Origin of the sequence: Variovorax beijingensis, assembly GCF_007828835.1 — a bacterium.
Classification (GTDB): Bacteria; Pseudomonadota; Gammaproteobacteria; order Burkholderiales; family Burkholderiaceae_C; genus Variovorax; species Variovorax beijingensis_A.
Window position 1 is genome coordinate 779732 of record NZ_VIVL01000002.1, and the last position, 26210, is coordinate 805941.

General features: G+C 66.9%; 25 protein-coding genes. 4 read left to right on the forward strand and 21 right to left on the reverse strand.

All coding sequences use genetic code 11. From position 1 onward, the window contains the following. Positions 1-3 precede the first annotated feature (3 nt). Genes FB547_RS10015 through FB547_RS10025 form a run of 3 tightly spaced genes read left to right on the forward strand, consistent with a single transcriptional unit; the run spans position 4 to position 2895 of the window. The gene (locus FB547_RS10015) at positions 4-1218 is read left to right on the forward strand and encodes a vWA domain-containing protein (RefSeq protein ID WP_145741770.1); all 1215 of its coding nucleotides are present in this window, start codon (positions 4-6) and stop codon (positions 1216-1218) included. 31 nt (positions 1219-1249) lie between these two features. Further along, positions 1250-1858, forward strand: a complete 609-nt coding sequence (locus FB547_RS10020) for a CoxG family protein (RefSeq protein WP_145741772.1) — start codon at positions 1250-1252, stop codon at positions 1856-1858. A gap of 14 nt (positions 1859-1872) precedes the next feature. Beyond that, positions 1873-2895 carry an XdhC family protein gene (locus FB547_RS10025; RefSeq protein ID WP_145741773.1) on the forward strand — a complete coding sequence of 341 codons (1023 nt, stop codon included), beginning with the start codon at positions 1873-1875 and terminating at the stop codon, positions 2893-2895. Between the two features lie 13 nt (positions 2896-2908). Here FB547_RS10025 and mnhG read toward each other — a convergent pair whose 3' ends face one another. From mnhG to gyrA, 21 genes are all read right to left on the reverse strand, one after another. Further along, on the reverse strand, positions 2909-3265 hold the full coding sequence (gene mnhG, locus FB547_RS10030) for a monovalent cation/H(+) antiporter subunit G (RefSeq protein ID WP_145741775.1): 357 nt from the start codon (positions 3263-3265) through the stop codon (positions 2909-2911). After that, positions 3262-3540: a K+/H+ antiporter subunit F gene (locus FB547_RS10035; RefSeq protein ID WP_021006334.1), complete on the reverse strand. Its 279-nt coding sequence runs from the start codon at positions 3538-3540 to the stop codon at positions 3262-3264. The genes mnhG and FB547_RS10035 overlap by 4 nt, the downstream gene beginning before the upstream one ends. After that, positions 3537-4028: a Na+/H+ antiporter subunit E gene (locus tag FB547_RS10040; protein WP_145741777.1), complete on the reverse strand. Its 492-nt coding sequence runs from the start codon at positions 4026-4028 to the stop codon at positions 3537-3539. The genes FB547_RS10035 and FB547_RS10040 overlap by 4 nt, the downstream gene beginning before the upstream one ends. Further along, positions 4025-5683, reverse strand: a complete 1659-nt coding sequence (locus FB547_RS10045) for a monovalent cation/H+ antiporter subunit D (protein ID WP_186454145.1) — start codon at positions 5681-5683, stop codon at positions 4025-4027. Before FB547_RS10045 ends, FB547_RS10040 begins: the two co-directional genes overlap by 4 nt. 44 nt (positions 5684-5727) lie before the next feature. Further along, entirely contained in the window at positions 5728-6081 is a 354-nt protein-coding gene (locus FB547_RS10050; RefSeq protein ID WP_145741780.1) for a Na+/H+ antiporter subunit C, read from the reverse strand. Continuing rightward, positions 6081-9035: a monovalent cation/H+ antiporter subunit A gene (locus FB547_RS10055; RefSeq protein WP_145741782.1), complete on the reverse strand. Its 2955-nt coding sequence runs from the start codon at positions 9033-9035 to the stop codon at positions 6081-6083. The genes FB547_RS10050 and FB547_RS10055 overlap by 1 nt, the downstream gene beginning before the upstream one ends. An 87-nt stretch (positions 9036-9122) precedes the next feature. Further along, positions 9123-9500: a fluoride efflux transporter CrcB gene (crcB, locus tag FB547_RS10060; protein WP_145741784.1), complete on the reverse strand. Its 378-nt coding sequence runs from the start codon at positions 9498-9500 to the stop codon at positions 9123-9125. A gap of 31 nt (positions 9501-9531) precedes the next feature. After that, the gene (locus FB547_RS10065) at positions 9532-10833 is read right to left on the reverse strand and encodes a TRAP transporter large permease (protein ID WP_145741786.1); all 1302 of its coding nucleotides are present in this window, start codon (positions 10831-10833) and stop codon (positions 9532-9534) included. Continuing rightward, positions 10826-11335 (reverse strand): TRAP transporter small permease, encoded by a 510-nt coding sequence (locus FB547_RS10070; RefSeq protein ID WP_145741788.1) that lies wholly within the window; start codon positions 11333-11335, stop codon positions 10826-10828. The genes FB547_RS10065 and FB547_RS10070 overlap by 8 nt, the downstream gene beginning before the upstream one ends. Before the next feature lie 21 nt (positions 11336-11356). Beyond that, positions 11357-12325, reverse strand: coding sequence for a TRAP transporter substrate-binding protein (locus tag FB547_RS10075; protein ID WP_145741790.1), 969 nt, complete (start codon positions 12323-12325; stop codon positions 11357-11359). 211 nt (positions 12326-12536) lie between these two features. Beyond that, entirely contained in the window at positions 12537-12998 is a 462-nt protein-coding gene (locus tag FB547_RS10080; RefSeq protein WP_261380251.1) for a ComEA family DNA-binding protein, read from the reverse strand. Between the two features lie 30 nt (positions 12999-13028). Beyond that, the gene (gene lapB, locus FB547_RS10085) at positions 13029-14207 is read right to left on the reverse strand and encodes a lipopolysaccharide assembly protein LapB (protein WP_145741791.1); all 1179 of its coding nucleotides are present in this window, start codon (positions 14205-14207) and stop codon (positions 13029-13031) included. Next, positions 14197-14535, reverse strand: coding sequence for a lipopolysaccharide assembly LapA domain-containing protein (locus tag FB547_RS10090; protein WP_145741793.1), 339 nt, complete (start codon positions 14533-14535; stop codon positions 14197-14199). The genes lapB and FB547_RS10090 overlap by 11 nt, the downstream gene beginning before the upstream one ends. A 45-nt stretch (positions 14536-14580) precedes the next feature. Beyond that, a complete protein-coding gene (locus tag FB547_RS10095; protein WP_012746756.1) occupies positions 14581-14895 on the reverse strand; it encodes an integration host factor subunit beta in 315 nt (104 codons plus the stop codon). Positions 14896-14966: 71 nt separating this feature from the next. Continuing rightward, on the reverse strand, positions 14967-16655 hold the full coding sequence (gene rpsA / locus FB547_RS10100; RefSeq protein ID WP_012746757.1) for a 30S ribosomal protein S1: 1689 nt from the start codon (positions 16653-16655) through the stop codon (positions 14967-14969). A gap of 230 nt (positions 16656-16885) precedes the next feature. After that, a complete protein-coding gene (locus FB547_RS10105; RefSeq protein ID WP_145741795.1) occupies positions 16886-18898 on the reverse strand; it encodes a bifunctional 3-phosphoshikimate 1-carboxyvinyltransferase/cytidylate kinase in 2013 nt (670 codons plus the stop codon). A 1-nt stretch (position 18899) separates the two neighbouring features. Next, positions 18900-19781 carry a prephenate dehydrogenase gene (locus FB547_RS10110; protein WP_145741797.1) on the reverse strand — a complete coding sequence of 294 codons (882 nt, stop codon included), beginning with the start codon at positions 19779-19781 and terminating at the stop codon, positions 18900-18902. Positions 19782-19795: 14 nt separating this feature from the next. Continuing rightward, on the reverse strand, positions 19796-20917 hold the full coding sequence (pheA, locus tag FB547_RS10115) for a prephenate dehydratase (protein WP_145741799.1): 1122 nt from the start codon (positions 20915-20917) through the stop codon (positions 19796-19798). Positions 20918-20941: 24 nt separating this feature from the next. After that, the gene (serC, locus tag FB547_RS10120) at positions 20942-22075 is read right to left on the reverse strand and encodes a 3-phosphoserine/phosphohydroxythreonine transaminase (protein ID WP_145741800.1); all 1134 of its coding nucleotides are present in this window, start codon (positions 22073-22075) and stop codon (positions 20942-20944) included. Between the two features lies 1 nt (position 22076). Continuing rightward, on the reverse strand, positions 22077-22664 hold the full coding sequence (locus FB547_RS10125; protein ID WP_124956859.1) for a DUF2059 domain-containing protein: 588 nt from the start codon (positions 22662-22664) through the stop codon (positions 22077-22079). After that, complete coding sequence (gyrA, locus tag FB547_RS10130; protein WP_145741802.1) at positions 22661-25306, reverse strand: DNA gyrase subunit A; 2646 nt, start codon at positions 25304-25306, stop codon at positions 22661-22663. The genes FB547_RS10125 and gyrA overlap by 4 nt, the downstream gene beginning before the upstream one ends. 225 nt (positions 25307-25531) lie before the next feature. Between gyrA and ompA the strand changes: the two genes are divergently transcribed. After that, a complete protein-coding gene (gene ompA / locus FB547_RS10135) occupies positions 25532-26185 on the forward strand; it encodes an outer membrane protein OmpA (RefSeq protein WP_145741803.1) in 654 nt (217 codons plus the stop codon). The last annotated feature ends 25 nt before the right edge of the window (positions 26186-26210 follow it).

The following is a 26210-nucleotide window of genomic DNA, read 5'->3' on the forward strand; positions in this document are numbered from 1 at the left end:
CGCATGGCCGGCATCCAGCAACTCGGCGACGTACGCAGCGGCAAGCTGGCCGGCAACATCACGGCCTTCGGCCGCGCGCTGCGCCGCGCCGGCGTTCGCACCGATGCCATGCGCATTGCGCTGGCCGCCGAAGCGGCCACGCTGGTGGGCGTGGAAAGCAGGCTCGACCTGAGCGCCGCCATGGAAGCCGTCATGGTGAGCCGCGAGCAGGACCGCATGGTGTTCCGCGAGCTCTTCGACGCCTGGTTCCGCGACCCCGAACTCGCCAACAAGCTGCTCGCGCAGATGCTCCCGAGCGCCGAGGGCAAGGCCGAGCCCTCGAAGCGGCGCCCGCGCGTGCGCGAGGCCCTCACGGCGCCGCGCGATCCCGCCCGCCCGGCCGCGGTTGCCAAGCCCGACAAGGAGGTCGAGTTCGATGCCGCCATGACATCGAGCGATCGGCAGCGCCTGCAACATGCCGACTTCAATGCGCTGGGCGCGTCCGAGTACCGGCTGGTGGAACGCCTTGCGCGCGATGTCACCTTGCCCATTCCTTCGCTGCCGTCGCGCCGATTGCGCGCGGCCAACGATGCAGGTTCGCAGCATGCGCGCATGCACTGGCCTGGCGTGCTGCACGAAGCGGCGCGCACGGGGGGCGAAATACTTCGCCTGCCGAAGCTGAGCCGCCGCGAGCAGCCCTTGCCGCTGCTGGTGCTGGTCGACGTGTCGGGCTCGATGGAACGCTATGCGCGGCTGCTGCTGGCCTTTCTGCATGCGTCGACGCGGCGGGCCGGGCGGCGCGACGTGTTCGCCTTCGGCACCCGCCTGACCGACCTCACACCGGCCTTCCGGCTGGCCGACACCGATGCGATGCTGGCGGCCGCCGGTCTGGCCATCGACGATTTCGCAGGCGGCACGCGGCTCGGCAGTTCGCTGGCCGAGCTTCGCCATGCGAACGCCCGCCGCCTGACTGGCCGCCGCACGCTGGTGCTGGTGATCAGCGACGGACTCGACACCGGCGAGCCGGCGCTGCTCGAAAACGAGCTGCTCTGGCTCAAGCGCCACTCGCGCCGCCTGCTGTGGCTCAACCCGCTGCTGCGCTTCGAGGGCTACGCCCCTTTGGCGCGTGGGGCCAGTGTGCTGCACCGGCATGCGGATGCGATGCTGGCGGTCCACAATCTCAGTGCCCTCGAACAGCTGGCCGCCAGCCTTGCCGCCCTCATGCGGTCCGGCCGCTAGTGCCTCACGGAAGGAAAAAAGGAAAACCACCATGGAAATGCTCGGCAACCGCCGCCTCGGCGTCACCCAACAACAGGCCTGGGAGGCGCTCAACGATCCCGAGACGCTCAAGAAGTGCATTCCCGGCTGCGACAAGTTCGAACTCACGGGCGACAACCAGTACAGCGTGGCGCTGGCGGTCAAGATCGGCCCGGTGTCGGCCAAGTTCAGCGGCAAGGTCGCGCTGTCGGACATCGTGGCGCCCGATGGCTACAAGCTCAGCTTCGAGGGGCAGGGCGGCGTGGCGGGCTTTGCCAAGGGTTCGTCCAGCGTGACGCTGCGGCCGCTGGACGGCGCCGCCGAGGCCGCGCCGGCGCCGGCCGGCTGCGAGCTCGACTACACCGTGCAGGCGCAGGTCGGCGGCAAGATCGCGCAACTGGGCCAGCGCCTGATCGATGGCGCCGCCAAGTCGACCGCCGACGATTTCTTCAAGCGCTTCGAGGCCGAGATGCAGAGCCGCTACGGTCCGCCGCCGGCCGCCGCTGAAGCGGCCGAGGCGCCCACGGAAAAGGCCGGCATGATGTCCGGCCTCATGAAGAAGATGGGGCTCGGCAAGAAGGACGACAAGGATGCGTCCGCCGCACCGGGCGACGCCGGCTAGGAACGGATCAGGCAATGGAAAATCTCGACGTCATGGTGCTGCGCACGCTGCGCGACTGGCGGCGTGCCGGCAAGCGCGCGCTGCTCACGACCGTGGTGCGCACCTGGGGCTCCTCGCCGCGGCCGGTCGGCTCGATCATGGCGCTGGCCGACGACGGCGCCGTGGTGGGCTCGGTCTCCGGCGGCTGCATCGAGGATGACCTGATCGCGCGCTACAGCCATGCGCACGGCAACGGCGAACAGGTACCCCTGGGCGCGCCGCCCGTGCTCGTGAAGTACGGCATCACGGCCGACGAGGCGCACCGCTTCGGGCTGCCCTGCGGCGGCACGCTGGAGCTGCTGCTCGAATACGACCCCGACGCGGCCGCGCTCGATACGCTGGTGGCCCAGCTCGAGCAGGGCCGGCTCATGCAGCGCACCGTCACGCTTTCGACCGGCGCCGTGCGCCTGGCCGAAGCCACCGCGCCCGACGAACTCAAGGTGAACGACACCGAGCTCACCAACACCTTCGGCCCCGAATACCGCATGCTGCTGATCGGCGCCGGCCAGCTCGCCGAATACCTTGCGACCATGGCCAGGTTCAGCGGCTTTGCCGTGACGCTGTGCGACCCGCGCGCCGAATACCGCACCGCATGGACGCTGTCCGGCGTGGAGATCACGACCGAGATGCCCGACGATGCGGTGCTGGCCTTCAAGCCCGATCGCCGCAGCTGCGTGGTGGCGCTCACGCACGATCCCAAGCTCGACGACCTCGCACTGCTCGAGGCACTGCAGAGCGAAGCCTTCTACGTGGGCGCGATCGGCTCGCGCCGCAATGCCGAGGCGCGGCGCGCCCGCATGATCGAGCACTTCGGCCAGACCGCCGAATCGCTCGCGCGGCTGCGCGGCCCGATCGGCATCTACATCGGCAGCAAGACGCCGCCCGAGATCGCGGTGAGCGTGATGGCCGAGATCCTGGCCGTGAAGAACGCGGTCACGCTGCCGCGCGAAATGGAAGTGGCGCGCGCCAAGGGCCTGCAGCAGCTCGCGATGAGCTGACGAGGCGCCGGTTTCAGCCCGACTTGGCCGCCGGCGGCACGTCGCCGCCCTTTTGCCGCTCACGGAAGAGCGCGGCGCGCATCAGGAAGATGGTGGTGATGGGCGCCGTGAGCGCAATGAACAGGACGATCAGCACCGCGTGCAGGAAGAGGCTGAAGCCCTGCACCGAGAAATAGACGATGGTGGCGATCGTCATGCACCACACGCCCACCGTGGCGCCGAGCGTCGGCGCATGGATGCGGCGGAAGAAGGTGGGCAGCCGCACGAGGCCGAAGGAGCCGATGGCGGCAAAGGCCGCGCCCAGCACCGCGAACACGGCGGTGACGATTTCCGCCCACAGCGGCAGCGGCCCCACGATGAAGTCGCTCATTCGATCACCTCCCCGCGCAACAGGAACTTGGCCATGGCGGTCGACCCGACGAAGCCGAACAGCGCCGTCAGCATCGCGGCCTCGAAGTACACGTTGCTCGCATAGACGATGCCGAGCACCAGCATCATCAGCATGCCGTTGATGTAGAGGCAGTCCAGCGCCATCACGCGGTCCTGCGCGCTCGGGCCCACCAGCAGCCGGGCCAGCGCGCAGAGCATGGCCACGGCCAGCAGCAGCAGCGCCAGTTTCAAGGCCCAGAAAAGTACAGGCGTCATGATTCGAAGATCTCCATCAAGGGGTGCTCGTAGCGCTGCTTGATCATGGCGATGAAAGCGGCATCGTCGTCGACGTCGAACACATGGATCAGCAGCGTGCTGCTGTCGAACGCGATCTCGCCCCAGGCGGTGCCGGGCGTGAGGCACATGATCATGGCCAGCACCGCGAGCCCGTTCGGATCGCGAAGATCCAGCGGCACGTGGATGAAGCGCGAGGCGATGCGCGAGGTGCGGCGCGTCAGCAGCCGCCGCGCCACGAAGAGCGCCGATTCCAGCATGTCGGCCAAGGCCCGGCCCGCGAGCCGCAGCGCCACCCAGGGCTTGCGCATGCGCACCGTGGCTGGCCGCAATCCCTTGGTGAGCAGCGGAACCGCAATGGCCAGCACCGCGGCCGCCAGCAGCGTGGCCGGGTCGAGCGACTGGTTGAGCAGCAGCCACACCGCAAACAGCGCCAGCGAGAGCGGCGGCGAAGGCATCCAGCGCTTCATGGTGCCGGGCCTTTCGCGGGCGCCGCCGGATTGGGCACCTGCCGCGCGCCCATCACGGCATTGCGGTAGGCGGTGGGCGTGCGCAGCCCTTCGGCGGTGGTGATGGCGTGGCGCATGACGGGGCCGGCCCAGACCGTGAGCGCCACGCTGGCCGCGAGCAGTCCGGCCACCGGCAGCACCTCGAGCGCGGGCAGCGCCGGCATGGTGGGATGCGGCTGGGTCCAGAAGTGGCGCATGCCGGTGCGGCTCAGCGCAATCAGCGCGAGCAGTCCCGAGACCATCAGCAGCGCCAGGAAGATCCACGCGGGCAGCGAGGTACCGCCGGTGGAGAAGGCGCCCGACAGCATCGCGAACTTGCCCACGAAGCCCGACAGCGGCGGCAGGCCCGCGAGCAGCAGCGTGCAGCCGATGAAGCTCAGTCCCAGGAAGGCCACGCCGGCGGGAATGGCGCGGCCGTAGAGTGCCTGCGCCTCGTCATCGAGGTTCACGTCGTCGAGCACCCGCAGGTCTTCCGCCAGGAACGGCGCGTTGCCCGCCTTTTCATGCGGTGCCACGCTCATGCCGGCGTTGCGCCAGCGCTCGATCATGTCGGTCAGCAGGAAGAAGGCGCTCACGGCCAGCGTCGAGCTCAGCAGGTAGTAGAGCGCGCCGGCCCACACGGCCGGCTCCCCGAGCCCGATGGCTGCGAGCAGCGTGCCCGCCGACACCAGCACGCTGAAGCCCGCGAGATTGGAGAGCCGCTGCGTGCCCACGATGCCGATCGCGCCCGCGAACAGCGTCGCCAGCCCGATCGCGAGGAGCGCGGGTTGCCCGAACGCGGCCGAGCTGCCGGCATCCGGTGCGAAGAGCAGCGTCCACAGCCGCAGCAGCGTGTAGATGCCGAGCTTGGTCAGCAGCGCGAACACGGCGCCCACCGGCGACACCGCCGCGCTGTAGGCCGGCACCAGCCAGAAGTTGAGCGGCCAGGCGCCGGCCTTGGCGAAGAACGCGGTCGCGAGGATCGCGGCCGCCGCATGCACGAGGCCGCGGTCGGCCGGCGCGAGCTGCGCGATGCGCATGCCGAGGTCGGCCATGTTGAGCGTGCCGGTCGCGCCGTAGAGCAGTGCCGCACCGATCAGGAAGAGCGACGAGGCGGCCAGGTTGATGGCGATGTAGTGGAGCCCGGCCTGCACCCGCAGCCGGCCCGAGCCATGCAGCAGCAGGCCGTAGGAGGCCGCGAGCATCACCTCGAAGAAGACGAACAGGTTGAACAGGTCGCCCGTGAGGAAGGCGCCGTTCAGGCCCATGAGCTGCAGCTGCAGCAGCGGATGGAAATGCACGCCCGCGCGGTCCCAGCGCGAGGTTGAATAGATCGAGGCCGCAAAGGCAACCACGCCCGTGAGCGCCACCATCATGGTCGACAGCCGGTCCGCCACCAGCACGATGCCGAAGGGCGCCTGCCAGTTGCCCGGCAGGTAGACGCCGACCGAGCCGGGGCCGTCGCCGGTCTCGGGCGCATTCACCCAGCGCAGCAGCGCCAGCGCCGCCAGCAGTCCCACCAGCCCCGAGACCACGCTCAGCGCCGACTTGGTGCGGCGCCGGCTTTCGCCCAGCAGCAGCATCAGTGCGGCCGTGAGCAGCGGCACGAGGATCGGCACCGCGATGAGGTGCGGCATGCCGAACTCGAGCAGCCGGTCGAGCAGCTGGACCAGTTGCCCCGTCACTCCGCCGCCTCCTGCCGCTCTTCGCCGTCCACGTGGTCGGTGCCGGTGAGGCCGCGCGAGGCCAGCAGCACCACGAGGAACAGCGCCGTCATCGCAAAGCCGATCACGATCGCCGTCAGCACCAGGGCCTGCGGCATCGGGTCGGCGGTGTTGGCCAGCGTGGCGGCGATGCCATGGACCAGCACCGGTTCGCTGTCGAGCTTGAGCCGCCCCATGCTGAAGATGAACAGGTTGACCGCGTACGAGATGAGCGTGAGGCCCATGATCACCTGGAAGGTGCGCGGCCGCAGCAGCAGGTACACGCCCGAGCCGGTGAGCACGCCGATGGCCAGTGCGAGCACGATCTCCATCAGCGCGCTCCTTCCGGTGTTGCGCCGGCGGCCGCGGCAGCTGCCTCGGCTTCCTTCTCGCGCTGCTCGTCGGCCCAGCGGTGGCTGCGTATCGACTGGTGGGCCAGCGCGGTGAGGATCAGCATGGTCGCGCCCAGCACCAGTGCGAACACGCCGATGTCGAAGAACAGGGCGCTCGGCACGTGCAGCTCGCCCAGCACGGGAAGGTGCAGGTGCGCGGTGTGGGTGGTCAGGAACGGATAGCCGAACAGCACCGCGCCGCTGCCCGTGGCCAGCGCGAGCAGCAGGCCGGCGGCGATCCAGCGGCGCGGATAGATGCGCAGGTGCTCTTCCACCCACTCGGTGCCCGAGACGATGAACTGCAGCACCAGCGCCACCGACATCACCAGTCCCGCGACGAAGCCGCCGCCGGGCGCGTTGTGCCCGCGCATGAAGAAATAGACCGACACCAGCACCGCAAGCGGCAGCAGCAGGCGCACCAGCACGGCCGGCACCATCAGGTAGCCCACCGCCGTGTCCTTGGCCAGGCGCGGGTTCAGCAGGTCGCTGCTTCCGTCGTCGGCCTGCGCGCGCTGCTGCACCGGCAGGGCCATCGATTCGCGCGCCGGCCGGAAGCGGCGCAGCAGTGCATAGACCGTGAGCGCGACCACGCCGAGCACGGTGATCTCGCCGAAGGTGTCGAAGCCGCGGAAGTCGACCAGCATCACGTTGACCACGTTGGTGCCGCCGCCCTCGGCCAGCGCATGCTCGAGAAAGAAGGGCGAGATGCTTTGCGGAAACGGCCGCGTCATCATGAGCCACGCCAGCGCCGCCATGCCGCCGCCGACGCCGGCCGCCACCAGCAGGTCGCGTCCGCGCCGGCCCCAGGGGCGCAGCCTGGCGCGCGCTGGCTGCACCGCATCCTTGCTGCGCATCGGCAGCCAGCGCAGGCCCAGCAGGATCAGCACCGTGGTCACGGCCTCCACCACGAGCTGCGTCAATGCCAGGTCGGGTGCCGAGAACCAGATGTAGGTCACGCAGCACACCAGCCCGGCGCCCGAGGCCAGCATCAGCGCGGCCAGGCGATGGAACTTGGCCTGCCACGCCGCCGCCAGCGCGCAGGTGCCGCCGATCAGCCAGGTCATTGCGAACATCGGCGAGAAGGGCAGCAGTTCGCGCTCGCCGCGGGCGACCGGTGCCGTCCAGAGCGACACCGCGGCGCCCGCCGCCGCCGCCGCGATCAGCAGCAGCAACTGCGACTGCATGCGCCGCGTGCCCAGCAGGCGGCGGCTGCGCCGGCCGGCCTCGCTGAGCTGCGCGAGCAGGTGTTCGAAGATGGCCTGGCCGTCGAAGCGGTGCAGGAGCGGCGTGTGTTCGAGCTTGCCCTCTGCGCGGCGGCGGCGCTGCGACAGGTAGAGCGCCATGCCGCCGGCCAGCGCCACGAAGCTCATCGCCAGCGGCAGGTTGAAGCCGTGCCACACGGCGAGGCTGTATTCGGGCAGCACGCCGCCGACCACCGGCGTGGCGGCCGCCGCCAGCAGCGCGCCGATCGACCAGGCCGGCGCCACGCCCACCACCAGGCAGACCAGCACCAGCAGTTCGACCGGCACGCGCATCCAGTGCGGCGGCTCATGCGGCTGCCTCGGTACCTCGGGTCCGCAGGGCGGGCCGAAGAAAACGTCGAACACGAAGCGCGCCGAATAGGCCACGCTGAAGACGCCCGCGATGGTGGCAATGACCGGAAGGCTCAGGTTGATCCACGGCGTCGCCTGGATGAACACCGTCTCGGCGAAGAACATTTCCTTCGAGAGAAAGCCGTTGAGCAGCGGCACGCCGGCCATCGACGCGCTTGCGATGATCGCCAGCGTGCCGGTGATCGGCATCAGCCGCAGCAGGCCGCTGAGCTTGCGGATGTCGCGCGTGCCGCTCTCGTGGTCGATGATGCCGGCCGCCATGAAGAGCGATGCCTTGAAGGTCGCGTGGTTGATGATGTGGAACACGGCTGCCACTGCCGCGAGCGGGCTGTTCAGGCCGAGCAGCAGCGTGATGAGCCCGAGGTGCGAGATGGTCGAGTACGCGAGCAGCGCCTTCAGGTCGCGCTGGAACATCGCCACGAAGCCGCCGAGCAGCAGCGTGATCGCGCCCGCGCCGCCCACCAGCCAGAACCACTGTTCGGTGCCCGACAGCACCGGCCACAGCCGCGCCATCAGGAACACGCCGAGCTTCACCATGGTCGCCGAATGCAGGTAGGCCGAGACCGGCGTGGGCGCCGCCATGGCGCGCGGCAGCCAGAAGTGGAACGGGAACTGTGCGCTCTTGGTGAAGGCGCCGAGCAGTATCAGCACCAGGGCCGCGGGATAGAGCGCATGCGCGCGGATCTCGTTGCCCGATGCGAGCACCACGTCGAGCTCGTAGCTGCCCGCGATGCGGCCCAGCACCACCACGCCCGCCAGCAGGCAGAGCCCGCCGGCACCGGTGACGGTGAGCGCCATGCGCGCGCCGCGCCGCGCGTCGCGCCTGTGATGCCAGTAGCCGATCAGCAGGAAGGAGAACAGGCTGGTGAGCTCCCAGAACAGCACCAGCTGGATCAGGTTGCCAGAGAGCACCACGCCCGTCATCGCGCCCATGAACGCGAGAAAGAACGAGAAGAAGCGCGGCACCGGATCGGACGCCGACATGTAGTAGCGCGCATAGAGCACCACCAGCGCGCCGATGCCGAGCACCAGCATGCAGAACAGCCAGGCGAAGCCGTCCATGCGGAACACCAGGTTGAGCCCGAACTCGGGCAGCCATGCGATCTCCTGACGCAGCACGTTGCCGCGCGCGATCTGGGGAAAGAACCATGCGGTCTGCAGCGCGCAGCCCAGCGCGACGAGCCCCGCCAGCGTCGACTCCCGATTGCGCGCGTTCGACGGCATCAACGCGGCCAGCACGCTGGCAACAAAGGGGAGTGCGACGAGAAAGACCAGGGGCATTGCGGCCGATTCTATCGACCGGCCCCCTGGAAAATTCTCCTGAAAACCCGTGAAGATCGACGGCCTTGCCGCCTGGCTATGGATCGATCAGGCGGCCAGGGCCTGCACGCTGCGTATGCCCAGCCAGGTCAGGAACAGCGAGCCGCCGAGGTGGGCTGTTGCCGTGAGCAGCGCCACGCCCAGCCGGCCTTCGAGAAGCATGGTCACGACCTCGGCCGAGAAGCTCGAGAAGGTGGTCAGGCCGCCGAGAAAGCCCGTGACCAGCGCGAGCCGCCAGGCCGGATCGAGGTCGGGCAGCAGATGGAACAAGGCAATGGCCGCGCCGATGAGGTAGCCCCCGATCAGGTTGGCGGCCAGCGTGCCCCAGGGCATGAGTCCGCCCGCGCCGAACCAGAGCGCGAGGCCCCAGCGCGCGAGCGCGCCCACGGAGGCACCCATGCAGATGGCAAGAATCGGAAGCAGCATGGGCCTATTGTCGGGGCACGGCTGGCGCTGTTCAGGGCGCCATCTGTTGCGGCAGCCAGGTGACCAGTTGCGGCACGAAGTAGATGATCAGCACGGCCGCCACCATCAGGAAGAACATCGGCAGCGTGACGCGCGCGATGTAGAGCAGGTCTTTTCCGGTCATGCCCTGCAGCACGAACAGGTTGAAGCCCACGGGCGGCGTGATCTGGGCCATCTCGACCACCAGCACGATGAAGATGCCGAACCACACCGGGTCGATGCCGGCGGCGTTGACCGTGGGCATGATGACGCCCATGGTGAGCACCACCATCGAGATGCCGTCCAGGAAGCAGCCCAGCACCACGTAGAACGCCGCGAGCATCACGATCAGCTGGAACTTCGAGAGCCCTAGCGAGCCGATCCATTCGGCCAGGTGGCGCGGCAGGCCGATGTAGCCCATGGCGAGCGTGAGGAAGGCCGCGCCCGCAAGGATCAGCGCCATCATGCAGTAGAGCCGCGTGGCGCCGAGCAGCGCTTCCTTGAAGCTGTGCCAGTTCAGCGAGCCCTGCGCGCCCGAGATGACCATGGCCCCGACCACGCCCACGGCCGCTGCCTCGGTGGCGGTGGCAATGCCCGCGTAGATGGATCCGAGCACCGACAGGATCAGCAGCGCGACCGGGATCAGCGACATCGAGGCCTTGAGCTTCTCGGTGAAGGGCAGCTTGGCATCGGCCGGCGGGATGCGGTCGGGGTTGCGCAGCGCCCAGAACACGATGTAGCCCGAGAACAGCAGCGCGAGCAGGATGCCTGGGATCACGCCCGCAATGAACAGCCGGGCGATCGACACGTCGGCGCTCACGCCATAGACGATCATGATGATCGAGGGCGGAATCAGGAGGCCCAGCGTGCCGGCGCCGGCCAGCGTGCCGATGACCATGTCGTCCGGATAGCCGCGGCGCTTGAGCTCGGGCAGGCTCATCTTGCCGATGGTGGCGCAGGTGGCCGCGCTCGAGCCCGACACCGCCGCGAACACCGCGCAGCCCACCACGTTGGTGTGCAGCAGCCGGCCCGGCAGGCTTTGCATCCAGGGCGCGAGGCCCTTGAACATGTCTTGCGAGAGCCGTGTGCGGAACAGGATCTCGCCCATCCACACGAAGAGCGGCAAGGCGGTGAGCGTCCAGCTCGAGGCCGAGCCCCAGATGGTCACGGCCATGGCATCGCCCGCGGGCCGCGACGAAAAGATCTGCATGGCGATCCACGCCACGCCGGAGAGCGTGAGGCCGATCCACACGCCGCTGCCCAGGATCAGGAAGAGCGCGGCGATCAGCAGGGCCGCAACGGCAATGTCACTCATGGCGCAGGGCCTCCGTCTCGACCGGCTTGGCCGGCCTGCCGCGCCACTCGATCACGAATTCGTCGAAGGCCGCGATGGCGAACACCAGCGCACCCACCGCCATCGAGAGCTGCGGCAGCCACAGGGGCGTGGCGTCATTGCCGGTGGAGATGTCGTGGAAGTCGTATGACTGGAATGCCAGCCGCGCGCTGTACCAGGCGAACAGCACCGCGAGCAGGGCGCCTGCGCCCATGGCCCAGCGCTCCAGCCAGCGCTGTGCTGCCGGCGGCAGGTTCTGCAGCACCAGCGTCACGCGGATGTGCTCGCCGCGCTTGAGCGTGTGGGCGAGCGCAAGGAAGCCGGCGCCGGCCATCAGGTAGCCGGCATAGGCATCGATGCCCGGAATGTTGAAATGAAGCTGCCTACCGGCGATGGAGAGCAGCACCATCACCAGCAGGCCGATCATGAAAAGCGCCGCCAGGGCGGCGGCGCTGTTGTAGAGGAAATCGAGCGTCTTTCGCATCGGTGGCTGTTCGGTGTTGCGTCACATCTTCTTGTACGCGTCGACCACTGCCTGGCCCTCGGCCCCGGCCTTTTCCAGCCATTCCTTGAGCATGGTGTCGCCGACCTTCTTCATGTCGGTCTTGAGTGCCGCGGAAGGCACATGCACGGTCATGCCATTCTTCTTGAGCAGGTCCAGGTACTCGAGGTTCTTCTTCTTCGAGAGCTCCCAGCCGCGTTTCTCGGCATCGGCGGCGGCCTTGAGTACGGCGTCCTGCGTCGGCTTGTCGAGCGCGTCGAAGGCCTTCTTGTTCATGAGCACCGCGTTCTTGGGCAGCCAGGCCTGCGTGTCGTAGAAGTTCTTGATGTATTCGTAGGTCTTGGTGTCGTAGCCGGTGGAGCCGGAGGACATGTACGACTCGATCACGCCCGTGGCCATGGCCTGCGACAGCTCGGCCTGCTGCACCGTCACCGGCTGTGCACCGACCAGTTCGCCGATGCGCGCGGTGGCGGGACTGTAGGCACGCCACTTCACGCCCTTGAGGTCGGCGGCCGAAGCGATTTCCTTCTTCACGAAGATGCCCTGCGGCGGCCAGGCCACCGTGTAGAGCAGCACGATGCCCTGCTCGGCCAGCTTCTTTTCGAGCACGGGCTTCTGCGCCTGATAGAGCTTCCAGGCGGCGTCATAGCTGTCGGCAAGGAAGGGGATGCCATCGGCGCCGAACATCTGCCATTCGTTCTGGTAGTTGACCAGCAGGATCTCGCCGAGTTGCGCCTGTCCGCCCTGCACCGCGCGCTTGATCTCGGGCGCCTTGAACAGCGACGCATTGGCGTGCACGGTGATCTTGAGCTTGCCGCCACTGCCCTTTTCGACATCGCTCGCGAACTGGGTGATGTTCTCGGTGTGGAAGTTGGTCGCCGGGTAGGCGGTGGGCAGGTCCCACTTGGTCTGCGCGAAGGCTGCGGCGCCAAGGGTGAGGCCCGCCAGGGCAATGCCGAACTTGTGATTCATGAGCGCTCCGGAACGTATGAAAGTGAAAACGAACGCGAGCATACGTGCAAATTCCGGGCCACTCCTGAGGCATTTCCCTGCCACATGGCGCTGCGCAGCGGCCTGCCTTGCTGCTGCGGTGCACGCAAAAAAGCCGCCCTGCGGCGGCTTTCACTGTGTTGCGGGGCATGCCGCGCGCGCGGCATCGGCTCGCAGGCCCGGGGCGTTTCGATCAGGGCTTGGCCGGCTTGGCAGCGGCTGCCTTGGCGGGCTTTTCCGCCTTGGCGGCAACTGCTTCGCCTGCGGTGCCGCCAAAGGTTTTGCCGTTCACCGTGAGTCCTTCGGCCGACAGCTTCCCGGCCTTCTTTTCCTTCACGCCTTTCACGCGTTGCATGAAGTCGGGCCAGTCCTTGAACTCGCCTTCCTTGCGTGCGTCGAGGATGCGCTTGGACATTGCAGGACCGACGCCCTTGATGCCGTCGAGATCGGCCGCCGTGCCCTTGTTGACATCGACCGCGGCGAACGAGGCAGCCGCAAACAGCATGGCCATCACGGCCAGGATTTTCTTCAGCATGATTTTCAAACTCCCTGATTTGTTGAGATCACAGTTCGCCGGCAGAAGGCGCCGGCTCGCGTTCAACGGTTCAGGAAAAGGCGCGTTGACGGCCTCGCGCCCTGCGGGAGACGCGTTCACCATTGTTCCGAAAGGTGTTCGGAATGTGGCTCAGAGCTCCTCGACACGCCGCGGCGGATAGCTGTCCCAGGCCTGGCATCCGGGGCAATGCCAGAAATGCTGGTGCGCCTCGAAGCCGCATGCGGCGCAGCGGTAGCGCATCAGCGGCCGGGTGGCCTGGTCGAGGGCGCGCTGCACCTGCGGGTGGAACTGCTCGTGCTCGAAGCGCTCGCCGGCAAGCCAGCGCGAGGCGGCAACCAGCGAGGGCTGCTGGGCGAGGTGCGCGATGTAGCCGTCGCGCGGAGCGAGCGGCTGGCCGTTGGCGGCCGGAATCGCGCTGGTCGGCGAGCCGCCGAGCGCGATCAGCGCTTCGAGCACGTCGATCGAGGGCGAATCGTCATAGTGCCTTTGCAGCAGCGCGAGTGCCTCGCCCTCGCGGTGGGCGGCGACCGCGGCCTGCTGCAGCGCAGCGGCATACAGCGGCAAGGCGAGCGGGGCGGTGTCGCTCAGCGCGACGAGGGTGTCGAAGGCCTTGGCACCGTCGCCATTGCGCAGTTGCAGCGTGGCGGAGTCGATGGCGGGGCGGGGCGCCTGCGGGGCCAGCGCGACCGCCTCGGCAAGCAGCCGGCCGGCCGCGGCCAGGTCGCCGGCCGCCACCTGCTCGGAGGCTTGCTCGCAGAGGTGATGGGCTCGGCGCGTGCTGTAGCTGGCCTGGTCAGACTCGTCGAGCTTCTGCGCCACCGCGGCGGCCTGCGCCCATTCGCGCGAGCGCTCGTAGATGGCCAGCAGTGAAAGCCGCGCCTCGTTCTCGTAGCGCGTGCCCTCGAGTTTTTGCAGCGCGGCTTCGGCGCGATCGAGCAGTCCGGCGCGCAGGAAATCCTGTGCCAGCGCGTGCTGGGCGCGCTCGCGGTCGCTGCGGCTCAGGTCGCCGCGCCCCAGCAGATGCTCGTGCACGCGCACCGCGCGCTGGTATTCGCCGCGCCGGCGAAACAGGTTACCCAGCGCGAAGTGCAGTTCCTGCGTGTCGGGATCGTTCTGCACGGCCTCGATGAAGGCATCGATGGCCTGGTCCTGCTGTTCGTTGAGAAGAAAGTTGAGGCCGCGGAAATACGCCTTGGGGGCTTGCCGGTTCTCGAGCTTGAGCTGCCGGATGTCGAAGCGCGAGGCGAGCCAGCCCAGCACGAAGGCAACGGGCAGGCTGATCAGCAGCCAGCTGGGATCAAAGTCCATGTTGGCGTACGGTGGGTAGGTCGGTGGCGGAAATGGACGGCGGCGGCGCTGCCGGGGCAGGCGTGGATGACGCAGGCGCCGCGGCTTCGTCGCCGCGCGCAGCCGGAACCTGCGCCGCCGCCGCACGGTGCTTCCACCATCCGGGCAGCATGCCGAGCGCGCCCACCACGAGGCCGCCGGCGAAAGCTGCGAGCACGACGAGCACCAGGGGCGCGCGCCAATGCGTGCCGAAGAAGAAATAGACGGTCGCGTCGTGCTGGTTGTTCAGCGCGAAAGCAAAAAGCGTAAAAAAAATGGCTGCCTTGAGCAGCCACAGGAGGTATTTCATAGCCGTTCCCGTTGCCGGGAGCATTCTACGTTTGCATCCATGCGATCAGGCCTTGCGGCCCTTGGCGTCGAGCTCGGCGGTCTTGGCGTCGACGGCCTCGCGCAATGCCTTGCCCGGCTTGAAGTGGGGCACCCGCTTTTCGGGGATCTGAACGCTTTCGCCCGAACGCGGGTTGCGGCCGATGCGCGGCGGACGCCGGGTGACCGAGAAGCTGCCGAAGCCACGGATCTCGATGCGGTGCCCGCGCACCAGCGCGTCGCTCATCGCGTCCAGGATGGTCTTGACGGCGTATTCGGCATCGCGGTGCGTCAGCTGTGCGAAGCGCGCTGCGAGTTCTTCGACGAGGTCAGAGCGGGTCATAGGCCAAACAAAAACGTGGACGAAAAAAAAGACAGAGCGGCCCCAGGGCCTGCTCTGTCTTCGGGGGCAGCTTACTTGCTGTCGTTGTTGTCGAGCTTGGCGCGCAGCAGGGCGCCCAGGCTCGTCGTGCCCGCGTTTTCGCGTGCCGACTGCTGGCTCAGGTTGGCCATGGCGCCTTGTTCGTCGACCATGTCCTTCTGCTTGATGGACAGCTGGATGTTGCGGGTCTTGCGATCCACGTTCACGACGATGGCGGTGACTTCGTCGCCTTCCTTGAGCACGTTGCGGGCATCTTCGACGCGGTCGCGCGAGATTTCCGAAGCACGCAGGTAGCCGATGATGTCTTCGCCGAGGTCGATTTCAGCGCCGCGGGCGTCAACCGTCTTGACCTTGCCGGTCACGATCTGGCCCTTGTCGTTCACCGTGGTGAAGGTGGTGAACGGGTCGCTGTCGAGCTGCTTGATGCCCAGCGAGATGCGCTCGCGGTCGACGTCGACGGCCAGCACGATCGCTTCGACTTCCTGGCCCTTCTTGTAGTTGCGAACGGCGGTTTCGCCGGCTTCGTTCCACGAGAGGTCCGAGAGGTGCACCAGGCCGTCGATGCCGGCAGCCAGACCCACGAACACGCCGAAGTCGGTGATCGACTTGATCGGGCCCTTGACGCGGTCGCCACGCTTGGTGTTTTGCGCGAACTCTTGCCACGGGTTGGCCTTGCACTGCTTCATGCCCAGGCTGATGCGGCGCTTGTCTTCGTCGATCTCGAGGACCATGACTTCGACTTCGTCGCCCAGCGAGACGATCTTGTTCGGAGCGATGTTCTTGTTGGTCCAGTCCATTTCGGAGACGTGCACCAGGCCTTCGATGCCGGGTTCGAGTTCGACGAACGCGCCGTAGTCGGCAATGTTCGTGACCTTGCCGAACAGGCGGGTCGATTGCGGGTAGCGGCGCGAAACGCCCATCCACGGGTCGTCGCCCATTTGCTTGAGACCCAGCGAGACACGGTTCTTCTCGGTGTCGAACTTGAGGATCTTGGCGGTGATTTCCTGGCCGGCCTGAACGACTTCGCTCGGGTGGCGGACACGGCGCCATGCCATGTCGGTGATGTGCAGCAGGCCGTCGATGCCGCCGAGATCCACGAACGCACCGTATTCGGTGATGTTCTTGACCACGCCGCGCACGACTGCGCCTTCCTTCAGGGTTTCCATCAGCTTGGCGCGCTCTTCGCCCATGCTGGCTTCGACCACGGCACGGCGCGACAACACGACGTTGTTGCGCTTGCGGTCGAGCTTGATGACCTTGAATTCGAGGGTCTTGTTCTCGTACGGGGTCAGGTCCTTGATCGGACGCGTGTCGATCAGCGAGCCCGGCAGGAAGGCGCGGATGCCGTTGACGAGCACCGTGAGGCCGCCCTTGACCTTGCCGCTGGTGGTGCCGGTGACGAAGTCGCCCGATTCCAGGGCCTTCTCCAGGGCGAGCCACGAAGCGAGGCGCTTGGCGGTGTCGCGCGAGAGGATGGTGTCGCCGTAGCCGTTTTCAACGCTGCCGATGGCAACGGAAACGAAATCGCCGGCCTGGACTTCGAGTTCGCCCTTGTCGTTCTTGAACTCCTCGATCGGCACATACGCTTCGGACTTGAGGCCGGCGTTGACCACCACGTGGTTGTGTTCGACGCGCACGACTTCGGCCGTGATGACCTCGCCGGTGCGCATTTCGGAACGCTTCAGGGACTCTTCGAATAGGTCGGCAAAAGATTCAGACATTGATGGTTCCTTCCGTCAGGCAGGGTTGGCAGTCGCTATTGCGAAATTGCGTGCGGCTGCTGTAGGTCTGGAGACGGCGGTTTTGTGGGCGTGAGCCCGGGTTGGTTGAACAACCAGCAGACCGGTGCGCTGTCGCGCGAGAAGAGCCTGCTGGAGCGGTATGCGCTGCCCCGGAATCCGGTTGGCGCGAGCCCTTCAGGCGGGCCTGAAAGGCTGTGGCTTCCAACCGCTCAAGCGGGCTTGAACGGCTGCTTTTCCTGCCACCAGTTCAACACCTGGTCGATCGATTGCTCGATGGACAGCTGGGAGTTGTCGAGGTGGCGGGCATCCTGCGCCGGCTTGAGGGGAGCGACGCTGCGGGACGAATCCCTGGTGTCGCGCGCTTCCAAGTCGGAGCGAAGACTGTCAAGTGTAGTTGAAATACCCTTTGAAATCAACTGCTTATGCCGGCGTTCGGCCCTCTGGGCGGCGCTGGCCGTGAGAAAGACCTTGAGCGCCGCGTCGGGGAAGATCACGGTGCCCATGTCGCGGCCGTCGGCCACCAGGCCCGGAAGCTGCCGAAAGCGCTGCTGCAGGGCCAGAAGCGCCTCGCGCACCGCGGGAAGCGTGGAGACGAGGGAGGCGTCCATGCCGGCGGCTTCGGTGCGGATTTCGTCGCTCACGTCCTCGCCGGCCAGCAGCACCTTGCCCTCGGTGAAATGCAGGGGCAGGGCGGCCGCCAGGGCGGCGATCTGCGCCTCATGCTGCGGCTCGGCGCCGAGCCCGGCGCGCCGCATGGCCAGGCCGGTCACGCGATAGAGCGAGCCCGAATCCAGGTAGTGGTAGCCCAGCAGGCGCGCCACCTCGGCCGCGAGCGTGCCCTTGCCCGAGGCGGTGGGGCCGTCGATGCAGATCACCGGCACCTCGGGCGCCTCGGCCACCGAGAACAGCGTTTCGAAATAGTCCGGGAAGGTCTTGGCAACGCAGTGCGGCTCCAGGATGCGCACCGGCAAGCCCGCCGGGTTGAACGCCGCGAGCGAGAAGCACATGGCCACGCGATGGTCGTCGTAGGTGCGGATGCTTGCCGCCTGCCAGCCCGAGCGCTCCAGAGGATGCACCCGGATGAAATCGGGGCCGGATTCGACCGTGGCACCGAGCTTCCTGAGCTCATTGGCCATGGCGTCGATGCGGTCGGTTTCCTTGACCCGCCAGCTGGCGATGTTGCGCAGGCTGCTGGGGCCGTCGGCATAGAGCGCCATCACGGCCAGCGTCATCGCGGCATCGGGGATGTGGTTGGCGTCCAGGTCGATGGCCTTGAGCGGCCAGGCGCCGCGGCGCACGTCGAGCCAGTTCGGTCCGCTGTCGACCTGCGCGCCCATTTGCCGCGCCGCCTCGATGAAGCGGATGTCGCCCTGGATCGAATCGGCGCCCACGCCTTCGATCCGGATGCTGTCCTGGCCGGAAGCGCCTGTGGCAATGGCCCCGAGCGCTATGAAATAGCTGGCAGACGAGGCGTCGGCCTCGACGTGGATGTCGCCCGGCGAGCCGTAGCGGCTGCCCGCGGGGATGGTGAAGCGCTCCCAGCCCTCGCGCTGCACCGCAATGCCGAAGCGCGCCAGCAGGTTGAGCGTGATCTCGATGTAGGGCTTGGAGATCAGCTCGCCGACCACTTCGATCACGATGTCCTTCCGGGCTGCGAGTGGCAGTGCCAGCAGCAGCGCGGTCAGGAACTGGCTCGAGACGTCGCCGCGCACCCGGATCGGGGCGTCCAGCACCAGCGCGCCGTGATCGACCGGCCGGATGCGCAGCGGCGGGTAGCCAGGGTTGCCCAGGTAGTCGATGCGGCAGCCGAGCTGGGTCAGCGCATCGACCAGGTCGCCGATCGGCCGCTCGTGCATGCGCGGCACGCCGCTGAGCTCGAAATCGCCGCCGAGCAGCGACAGCGCGGCGGTCAGCGGACGCATCGCAGTGCCGGCGTTGCCGAGAAAAAGCGGCAGCAACGGGCCACCGGACTTCAGCTGGCCGCCGATGCCGGTGATGCGCAGCGTGCTGCCGGCCACATCGATGCCGCAGCCAAGCGCGCGCAGCGCATCGAGCATCACGCGGGTGTCGTCGGAGTCGAGCAGGTCGTGGACGGTGGTGGTTCCGCTGGCCAGTGCGGCCAGCAGCAGCACGCGGTTCGAAATGCTCTTGGAGCCCGGCAGCCGCACGGTGCCCGAAGCCCCGGCCAGCGCAGGAATATCGAGGAATGCCGTCGAGAACATGTCAGGAGTCCTGGGAGGCGTCGGTGTTGGGCTGCCAGGCGGCGCGGACCTTGCTGGCGGTGGCGATCGAATGCTCCAGCGCCTGGGCGTCGCCGGCCGTGACCAGCACCTCGAGCTCGAGCAGCGCCTTGCGGAATGCCTGCGATTGCAGCAGCACCTGCTCGCGGTTGGCGAGCAGCACGTCGCGCCACATGACCGGATCGCTGGCCGCAATGCGCGAAAAATCGCGAAACCCCGGCCCTGCAAGGCGCAGGAAATCGTCGCCCTGCGGTTGCGCGATCAGGGCGTTGAGGTAGGCAAAGGCCAGCAGGTGCGGCAGGTGGCTCACGGCCGCGAAGGCGCTGTCGTGCTCCTCGTGCGTCATGGTGACGACATTGGCGCCGATGCCGCTCCAGATCTGCGAGGCGCGCTGCACGTTCGAGCGCAGCGTGGCCTTGACCGGTGTCAGCACGACCTTGCGGCCGACGTAGAGCGAAGCTTCGGCGTGCTCGATGCCGGACACTTCCTTGCCGGCGATCGGATGGGCCGGGACGAAGTGGGCGAACTGGTCCTGCAGGCCGTTGCGAGCGGCTTCGATCACGTCGCCCTTGGTCGAGCCCACGTCCATCACGAGCGTATCGTTCGAAATGCCGTGGCGGATGGCCTTGAAGGTGGCTTCCGAGGCCGCCACCGGCACCGCCAGCAGCACGAGGTCGGAACCCGAGACCGCCAGCAGCGCGGAAGGCGCCGCCACGTCGATCACGCCGAGCTGGCGCGCCCGCTCGGTGGTGGAGGGCGACTTGCTGTAGCCGACCACGCGTTTCACGAGCTTCGCGCGCTTGAGCGCGAGCGCGAAGGAGCCGCCCATGAGGCCGCAGCCGATCAATCCCAATTGCTCGAACATGGTGCTTGTCCGGCTCAGGCTTTGACAGGGTAGGCGCCCAGCACCTTGTAGAACGCGCAGAGACCGCGCAGTTCGGCCAGCGCCGCAGCCACGTTGGGCTGCGAGGGATGGCCGTCCAGGTCGATGTAGAAGTAGTACTCCCACTGGCCGGTGCGCGCCGGGCGCGACTCGAACCGGGTCATGGACACGTTGTTGACCTTCAGCGGCACCAGCAGGTCGTGCACGGCGCCGGGACGGTTCGGCACCGAGACGATCAGGCTCGTGCAGTCGCGCCCCGAGGCCGGCGGCATGGCCAGCGTCTGCGGCAGGCAGATCACGGAGAAGCGGGTGCGGTTGTACGAATCGTCCTGGATCGCATGCGCCACGATGTGCAGGCCGAATCGCGTGGCGGCGCGTTCGCCGGCCAGTGCGGCCCAGGCCGGGTTGGTGGCCGCGAGCCGCGCGCCTTCGGCGTTGCTCGAAACGGCGCGCCGCTCGGCATTGGGCAGGTGCTTCGACAGCCAGGTCTGGCACTGCGCCAGCGCCTGCGGGTGGGCCAGCACGGCCTCGATGCCCTCGAGCGTATTGCTGCTGCGCAGCAGATGGTGGCGCACCAGCAGGCTGACTTCGCCGACCACGTGGGTGGGCGAATGCAGGAACAGGTCGAGCGAGCGCGTGACCACGCCTTCGGTCGAGTTTTCGACGCCCACCACGCCGTACTGGGCGCTGCCGGCCGCCGTGGCGTGGAACACCTCGTCGAAGCTGGCGCAGTAGATCAGGTCGGCGGCGCCGCCGAAGTATTCGATGGCGGCCTGTTCGCAGAAGGTGCCCTCGGGGCCGAGCACGGCGACCCGCTGCGGCGATTCGAGCGCCAGGCAGGCCGACATGATTTCGCGCCAGATGGCGGCCACATGCAGGTCCTTGAGCGGGCCCGCATTGCTCTTTTGCATCTTCTCGATGACCTGGGCCACGCGGTCGGGGCGGAAATACGGGGTGCCTTCGCGCTTCTTGACCTCGCCCACCAGCTCTGCCACGTGGGCCCGCTCATTGAGCAGGCTGAGCAGTTGCTGGTCGAGCGAATCGATCTGCACGCGCAGACCGGCAAGGCTTTCGGAGTTGTCGGGAGAGGAGGGCGGTGTTGGAGCGGAGGCGGTCATCGGTGCGAGCAGCTGGGCATGCGCCTAGGCATGCGATCGCTCGAATTCTCGCATGTAGCTCACAAGTGCTCGTACACCTTCCAGCGGCATGGCGTTGTAGATGCTCGCGCGCATGCCGCCGACCGACTTGTGGCCCTTGAGCTGCAGCAGGCCGGCCTCGCGTGCGCCGGCCAGGAAGGCGTCGTTGCGGCTCTCGTCCGCCAGGAAGAACGGCACGTTCATGCGCGAACGGCAGCCCGGGTCGATCTTGTTGAGGTAGAACGAAGAAGCGTCGATGAAGTCGTACAGCAGCTTCGCCTTGGCAATGTTGCGCTGTTCCATGGCGGCCACGCCCGTGAGCGCGCCTTCGGTCTGTTGCAGCAGCCACTGGAACGTCAGCCCCGCCATGTAGATGCCCCAGGTCGGCGGGGTGTTGTACATGGACTTGTTGTCGGCCACGATCTTGTAGTTGAACGCGCTCGGGCAGATCTCGAGCGCATGCCCGAGCAGGTCGTCGCGCACGATCACCAGGGTGAGCCCGGCCGGCCCGAGGTTCTTCTGGGCACCGCCGAAGGCCAGGCCGACACGGCGCCAGTCGACGCTGCGCGAGGCCACGTGCGACGAAAAATCGATGACCAGCGGCGCATTGCTGCCAAGGGCCGCGAGGTCGGGCAGCTGCTGGAATTCGATGCCGTTGATGGTCTCGTTGGTGCACAGGTGCACGTACGAGGCCTCCTTGCTGAGCTGCCAGGTCGAGGGATCGGGCAGCCGCGTGTGATGGTCGCCGGCGTTGCTGGCGGCGATGTTCGCCGTGCAGTAGCGCTGCGCTTCCTTCTGCGACTTGATGCTCCAGCTGCCGGTGATGACGAAGTCGGCGGCAGTGCCGCGCGACAGGTTCATCGGCACGATGGCGTTCTCGCCAAGGCCGCCGCCCTGCATGAAGAGGATGTGGAAGTGCTCCGGCACGGCCAGCAGCGTGCGGATGTCGGCTTCGGCCTGGGTGCAGATCGCGCCGAATTCCTTGCCGCGATGGCTCATTTCCATCACGCTCATGCCGCTGCCCTGCCAGTCGAGCATCTCGGCGGCGGCGCGTTGCAGCACCGCCTCCGGCATGGCGGCCGGACCGGCGGAAAAGTTGTACGGGCGCGTGCCGGCCGGCTGGTGCTGCTGCTGAGTCACGTCACTTCTTGGCGGGAGCCTTGGCCGGTGCCTTGGCGGGAGCGGCGCCTTGCGAGCCGCCGGTCGGTGCACCCAGGGCCTTGGCGACGTTCTCGTCGAGCGCGCGCATCTTCGGCTCGATGGTGGCGCGCGTGTCGCTCACGAGCTTTTCGGTCAGCGCGGTCTGCATCTTGGGGTTGAGGTCCTGGTACTTCTTGCTGAGCGGCGAGTTGATCCAGGCCAGCAGCTGCTTGAGTTCGTCTTCGCTGAAGTTCTGCTCGAGCAGCGGGGTCAGGGCGCCGGGTGCCAGTTGCACGGCCTTGTCGCGCACGATCGGATACGCCTCGTCGAAGTACTTCTTGAGTTCGGCGTCGGCAGCCTTGGCGGCCGATTCGCGCTTGGCTTCGGGCACTTGCGTCTGCAGGTACTGCGAGCCGGCTTGCGCGATCGGGGCGCTCGATTGCTCGACCAGGCCGCGGGCCAGCGATTCGATGCCGGGGCGCTGCACGTCGATGAACTGCTTGATGAGCGCAGCCTTGTCCTGCGCCATGGCGGCCATGGAGCTGCCGGCCAGGGCGACGGTCAGAAGTGCGAGCTTGAATTTTTTCACTGAGGATTCTCCGTTGAAGATGAGGAAGTATCGTCTGCGCCAGGCTCACTCTCGCCGTTGGCGTCGTTTTCGACGATACGTTGTAGCCCGCTGAGTTTGGCGCCTTCGTCGAGCCCGATCAGCGTAACGCCTTGCGTTGCGCGACCCAGTTCACGAATCTCGGCTACCCGGGTGCGCACGAGCACGCCCTTGTCGGTGATGAGCATGATCTCATCGTCCGCATGCACGAGGGTGGCGGCAACGACCTTGCCGTTGCGCTCACTCTGTTGAATCGCAATCATGCCTTTGGTTCCGCGGCCGTGACGCGTGTACTCGGTAATGCTTGTGCGCTTTCCGTAACCATTTTCCGTGGCGGTGAGCACGCTTTGCTGCTCGTCCTCGGCCACCAGCATCGCGATGACGCCTTGCCCCGGATCGAGCGACATGCCGCGCACGCCGCGCGCGTTGCGGCCCAGCGGACGCACGTCTTCCTCGTCGAAGCGCACCGCCTTTCCGCCGTCGCTGAACAGCATCACGTCGTGCTTGCCGTCGGTGAGCGCGGCGCCGATGAGGTAGTCGCCCTCGTCGAGGTTCACCGCAATGATGCCGCCCTTGCGCGGGTTGTTGAATTCGTCGAGCGTGGTCTTCTTGACCGTGCCCATGGAGGTGGCCATGAACACGTACTGGTCGGCTGGGAAATTGCGCTTCTCGCCGGTCAGGGCGAGCGCCACGTTGATCTTCTCGCCTTCCTGCAGCGGGAACATGTTGACGATGGGGCGCCCGCGCGAGCCGCGCGAACCCGCCGGCACTTCCCACACCTTGAGCCAGTACAGCCGGCCGCGGTTGGAGAAGCACAGGATGTAGTCGTGCGTGTTGGCGATGAAGAGCTGGTCGATCCAGTCGTCTTCCTTGGTGACGGTGGCCTGCTTGCCGCGTCCGCCCCGTTTTTGCGCACGGTACTCGTTCAGCGGCTGGCTCTTGATGTAGCCGCTGTGCGAAAGCGTGACCACCATGTCGGTGGGCGTGATCAGGTCTTCGGTCGAGAGGTCGTAGGCGCTGTGCTCCACCAGGCTGCGGCGCGCGCCGAGCTTGGACTGGCCGAACTCCTGCTTGATGGTGCCGAGTTCTTCGCCGATGATGACCGAAACCCGCTCGGGTTTGGCCAGGATGTCGAGCAGGTCGTCGATCTCGGCCATGACCTCCTTGTACTCGGCAACGATCTTGTCCTGCTCGAGGCCGGTCAGGCGCTGCAGGCGCATCTGCAGGATTTCCTGGGCCTGCGTTTCCGACAGGCGGTAGAGGCCATCCGAGCCCATGCCGAATTCGCGTTCCAGGCCCTCGGGGCGGTAGTCGTCGGCATTGACCACGCCGCCGTCCGCGCGCGAGCGCGTGAGCATCTCGCGCACCAGTTTGCTGTCCCAGCTGCGGGTCATCAGTTCGGCCTTGGCGACCGGCGGAGTGGGCGACTCGCGGATGATGCGGATGAACTCGTCGATGTTGGCCAGCGCCACCGCCAGGCCTTCGAGCACGTGGCCGCGTTCGCGCGCCTTGCGCAGCGTGAAGACGGTGCGGCGCGTGACCACTTCGCGGCGGTGCTGCAGGAAGACCTCGATCAGGTCCTTCAGGTTGCACAGCTTGGGCTGGCCGTCCACCAGCGCCACCATGTTGATGCCGAAGGTGTCCTGCAACTGGGTCTGCTTGTACAGGTTGTTGAGCACCACCTCGGGCACTTCGCCGCGCTTGAGCTCGATGACCAGGCGCATGCCCGACTTGTCGGACTCGTCCTGGATGTGACTGATGCCCTCGATCTTCTTTTCGTGCACCAGCTCGGCCATGCGCTCCTGCAGCGTCTTCTTGTTGACCTGGTAGGGGAGCTCGTCGACGATGATCGCCTGGCGCTGGCCGCGGTCGATGTCCTCGAAGTGGCACTTGGCGCGCATCACGACCTTGCCGCGGCCGGTGCGGTAGCCATCGCGCACGCCATTGATGCCGTAGATGATGCCGGCGGTCGGGAAGTCGGGCGCCGGCACGATTTCCATCAGCTCGTCGATGGTGGCCTGCGGATTGCGCAGCAAGTGCAGGCAGGCGTCCACCACCTCATTGAGATTGTGCGGCGGAATATTGGTGGCCATGCCCACCGCAATACCGCCGGAGCCATTCACCAGCAAATTCGGCAGTTTGCTCGGAAGGACCTTTGGTTCTTTTTCGGAGCCGTCGTAATTGTCTTGGAAATCGACAGTTTCCTTGTCGATATCGGCCAGCATTTCGTGCGCAATTTTGGCCAGCCGGATTTCCGTATACCGCATTGCGGCCGCGTTGTCGCCGTCGACCGACCCGAAGTTGCCCTGGCCATCGACCAGCATATGGCGCATGGAAAAGTCCTGCGCCAGCCGCACGATGGTGTCGTAGACCGACTGGTCGCCGTGCGGGTGGTACTTGCCGATCACGTCGCCCACGATACGGGCAGACTTCTTGTAGGCCCGGTTCCAGTCGTTGTTGAGCTCGTGCATGGCATACAGCACACGCCGGTGCACGGGCTTGAGGCCGTCGCGCGCATCGGGAAGCGCCCGGCCCACGATCACGCTCATGGCGTAATCGAGATAGCTGCTGCGCATTTCCTCTTCGAGACTGATGGGCAGGGTTTCTTTGGCGAAGGAAGTCATTGAGCAAGAGGCTGGCGGCAGGAAGGCGAAATTTTACGCTCTGAGGGGTGTCGCACCGCCGCAACACAAGGCCGCTATTCCGCCTCCGTCCTACGCTTCCGGGGTGTCCAGCGGCCTGTTTGCCAAAGACCCTATGGCACAATCGCCTCAACGTTTTGGGTGGTGGTCACTTAAAGCGTCCTTGATTCGCAGCGCGGCTGCGGCTTTTTCCCCAAGAGGAGAACCATGAAGAAACTGAATAAAGTGGCGATGATGTTTGCAGTCGCTGCGCTCGCCACTGCCGCCGGCGCGCAGACCCGTGTCACCGCTGCGGACGGCGGTCCTACGATCGACAACTGGCAAAACGGCACCGGCGAACTGGTTTGGAAGAACGGCACGAACGAACTGTGCTGGCGTGATGCCAACTGGACGCCGGCTACTGCCGCCGCCGGTTGCGACGGTGCTCTGGTTCCGGCTCCCGCCGTTACGCCTCCTGCCGCTGTGACGCCGCCTGCTGCTGTGACGCCGCCGGCCGTGGCTGCCTCGAAGGTCACCTTCGCTGCCGACGCATTCTTCGACTTCGACAAGTCGGTTCTCAAGCCCGAAGGTCGCGCCAAGCTGACCGACCTGGTCTCGAAGATCCGCGACGTCAACCTCGAAGTGATCATTGCCGTGGGCCACACCGACTCGATCGGTTCGGACGCCTACAACCAGCGTCTGTCGGTGCGCCGCGCCGAAGCCGTCAAGGCCTTCCTGGTCTCGAAGGGCATCGAACGCAACCGCGTCTACACCGAAGGCAAGGGCGAGAAGCAGCCTGTTGCGGACAACCGCACCAAGGAAGGCCGCGCCAAGAACCGCCGCGTGGAAATCGAAGTGGTTGGCACCCGCGCCAACAAGTGATTCGATTGAATCGCTAAAAGAAAAC

What these genes read in the sequence shown, in the direction of transcription:
- FB547_RS10035 (WP_021006334.1), bottom strand. Translation starts at nt 3,540, where the DNA reads ATGACGCCTGTACTTTTCTGGGCCTTGAAACTGGCGCTGCTGCTGCTG.
- ompA (WP_145741803.1), top strand. Translation starts at nt 25,532, where the DNA reads ATGAAGAAACTGAATAAAGTGGCGATGATGTTTGCAGTCGCTGCGCTC.
- pheA (WP_145741799.1), bottom strand. Translation starts at nt 20,917, where the DNA reads ATGACCGCCTCCGCTCCAACACCGCCCTCCTCTCCCGACAACTCCGAA.
- FB547_RS10015 (WP_145741770.1), top strand. Translation starts at nt 4, where the DNA reads ATGGCCGGCATCCAGCAACTCGGCGACGTACGCAGCGGCAAGCTGGCC.
- crcB (WP_145741784.1), bottom strand. Translation starts at nt 9,500, where the DNA reads ATGCTGCTTCCGATTCTTGCCATCTGCATGGGTGCCTCCGTGGGCGCG.
- FB547_RS10055 (WP_145741782.1), bottom strand. Translation starts at nt 9,035, where the DNA reads ATGCCCCTGGTCTTTCTCGTCGCACTCCCCTTTGTTGCCAGCGTGCTG.
- mnhG (WP_145741775.1), bottom strand. Translation starts at nt 3,265, where the DNA reads ATGAGCGACTTCATCGTGGGGCCGCTGCCGCTGTGGGCGGAAATCGTC.
- FB547_RS10075 (WP_145741790.1), bottom strand. Translation starts at nt 12,325, where the DNA reads ATGAATCACAAGTTCGGCATTGCCCTGGCGGGCCTCACCCTTGGCGCC.
- FB547_RS10050 (WP_145741780.1), bottom strand. Translation starts at nt 6,081, where the DNA reads ATGGAGATCGTGCTCGCACTGGCCATCGGCGTGCTCACCGGCTCGGGC.
- gyrA (WP_145741802.1), bottom strand. Translation starts at nt 25,306, where the DNA reads ATGACTTCCTTCGCCAAAGAAACCCTGCCCATCAGTCTCGAAGAGGAA.
- FB547_RS10025 (WP_145741773.1), top strand. Translation starts at nt 1,873, where the DNA reads ATGGAAAATCTCGACGTCATGGTGCTGCGCACGCTGCGCGACTGGCGG.
- FB547_RS10110 (WP_145741797.1), bottom strand. Translation starts at nt 19,781, where the DNA reads ATGTTCGAGCAATTGGGATTGATCGGCTGCGGCCTCATGGGCGGCTCC.
- rpsA (WP_012746757.1), bottom strand. Translation starts at nt 16,655, where the DNA reads ATGTCTGAATCTTTTGCCGACCTATTCGAAGAGTCCCTGAAGCGTTCC.
- FB547_RS10040 (WP_145741777.1), bottom strand. Translation starts at nt 4,028, where the DNA reads ATGAAGCGCTGGATGCCTTCGCCGCCGCTCTCGCTGGCGCTGTTTGCG.
- FB547_RS10090 (WP_145741793.1), bottom strand. Translation starts at nt 14,535, where the DNA reads ATGAAATACCTCCTGTGGCTGCTCAAGGCAGCCATTTTTTTTACGCTT.
- FB547_RS10065 (WP_145741786.1), bottom strand. Translation starts at nt 10,833, where the DNA reads ATGAGTGACATTGCCGTTGCGGCCCTGCTGATCGCCGCGCTCTTCCTG.
- FB547_RS10045 (WP_186454145.1), bottom strand. Translation starts at nt 5,683, where the DNA reads ATGCCGCACCTCATCGCGGTGCCGATCCTCGTGCCGCTGCTCACGGCC.
- FB547_RS10095 (WP_012746756.1), bottom strand. Translation starts at nt 14,895, where the DNA reads ATGACCCGCTCTGACCTCGTCGAAGAACTCGCAGCGCGCTTCGCACAG.
- FB547_RS10070 (WP_145741788.1), bottom strand. Translation starts at nt 11,335, where the DNA reads ATGCGAAAGACGCTCGATTTCCTCTACAACAGCGCCGCCGCCCTGGCG.
- lapB (WP_145741791.1), bottom strand. Translation starts at nt 14,207, where the DNA reads ATGGACTTTGATCCCAGCTGGCTGCTGATCAGCCTGCCCGTTGCCTTC.
- FB547_RS10020 (WP_145741772.1), top strand. Translation starts at nt 1,250, where the DNA reads ATGGAAATGCTCGGCAACCGCCGCCTCGGCGTCACCCAACAACAGGCC.
- FB547_RS10105 (WP_145741795.1), bottom strand. Translation starts at nt 18,898, where the DNA reads ATGTTCTCGACGGCATTCCTCGATATTCCTGCGCTGGCCGGGGCTTCG.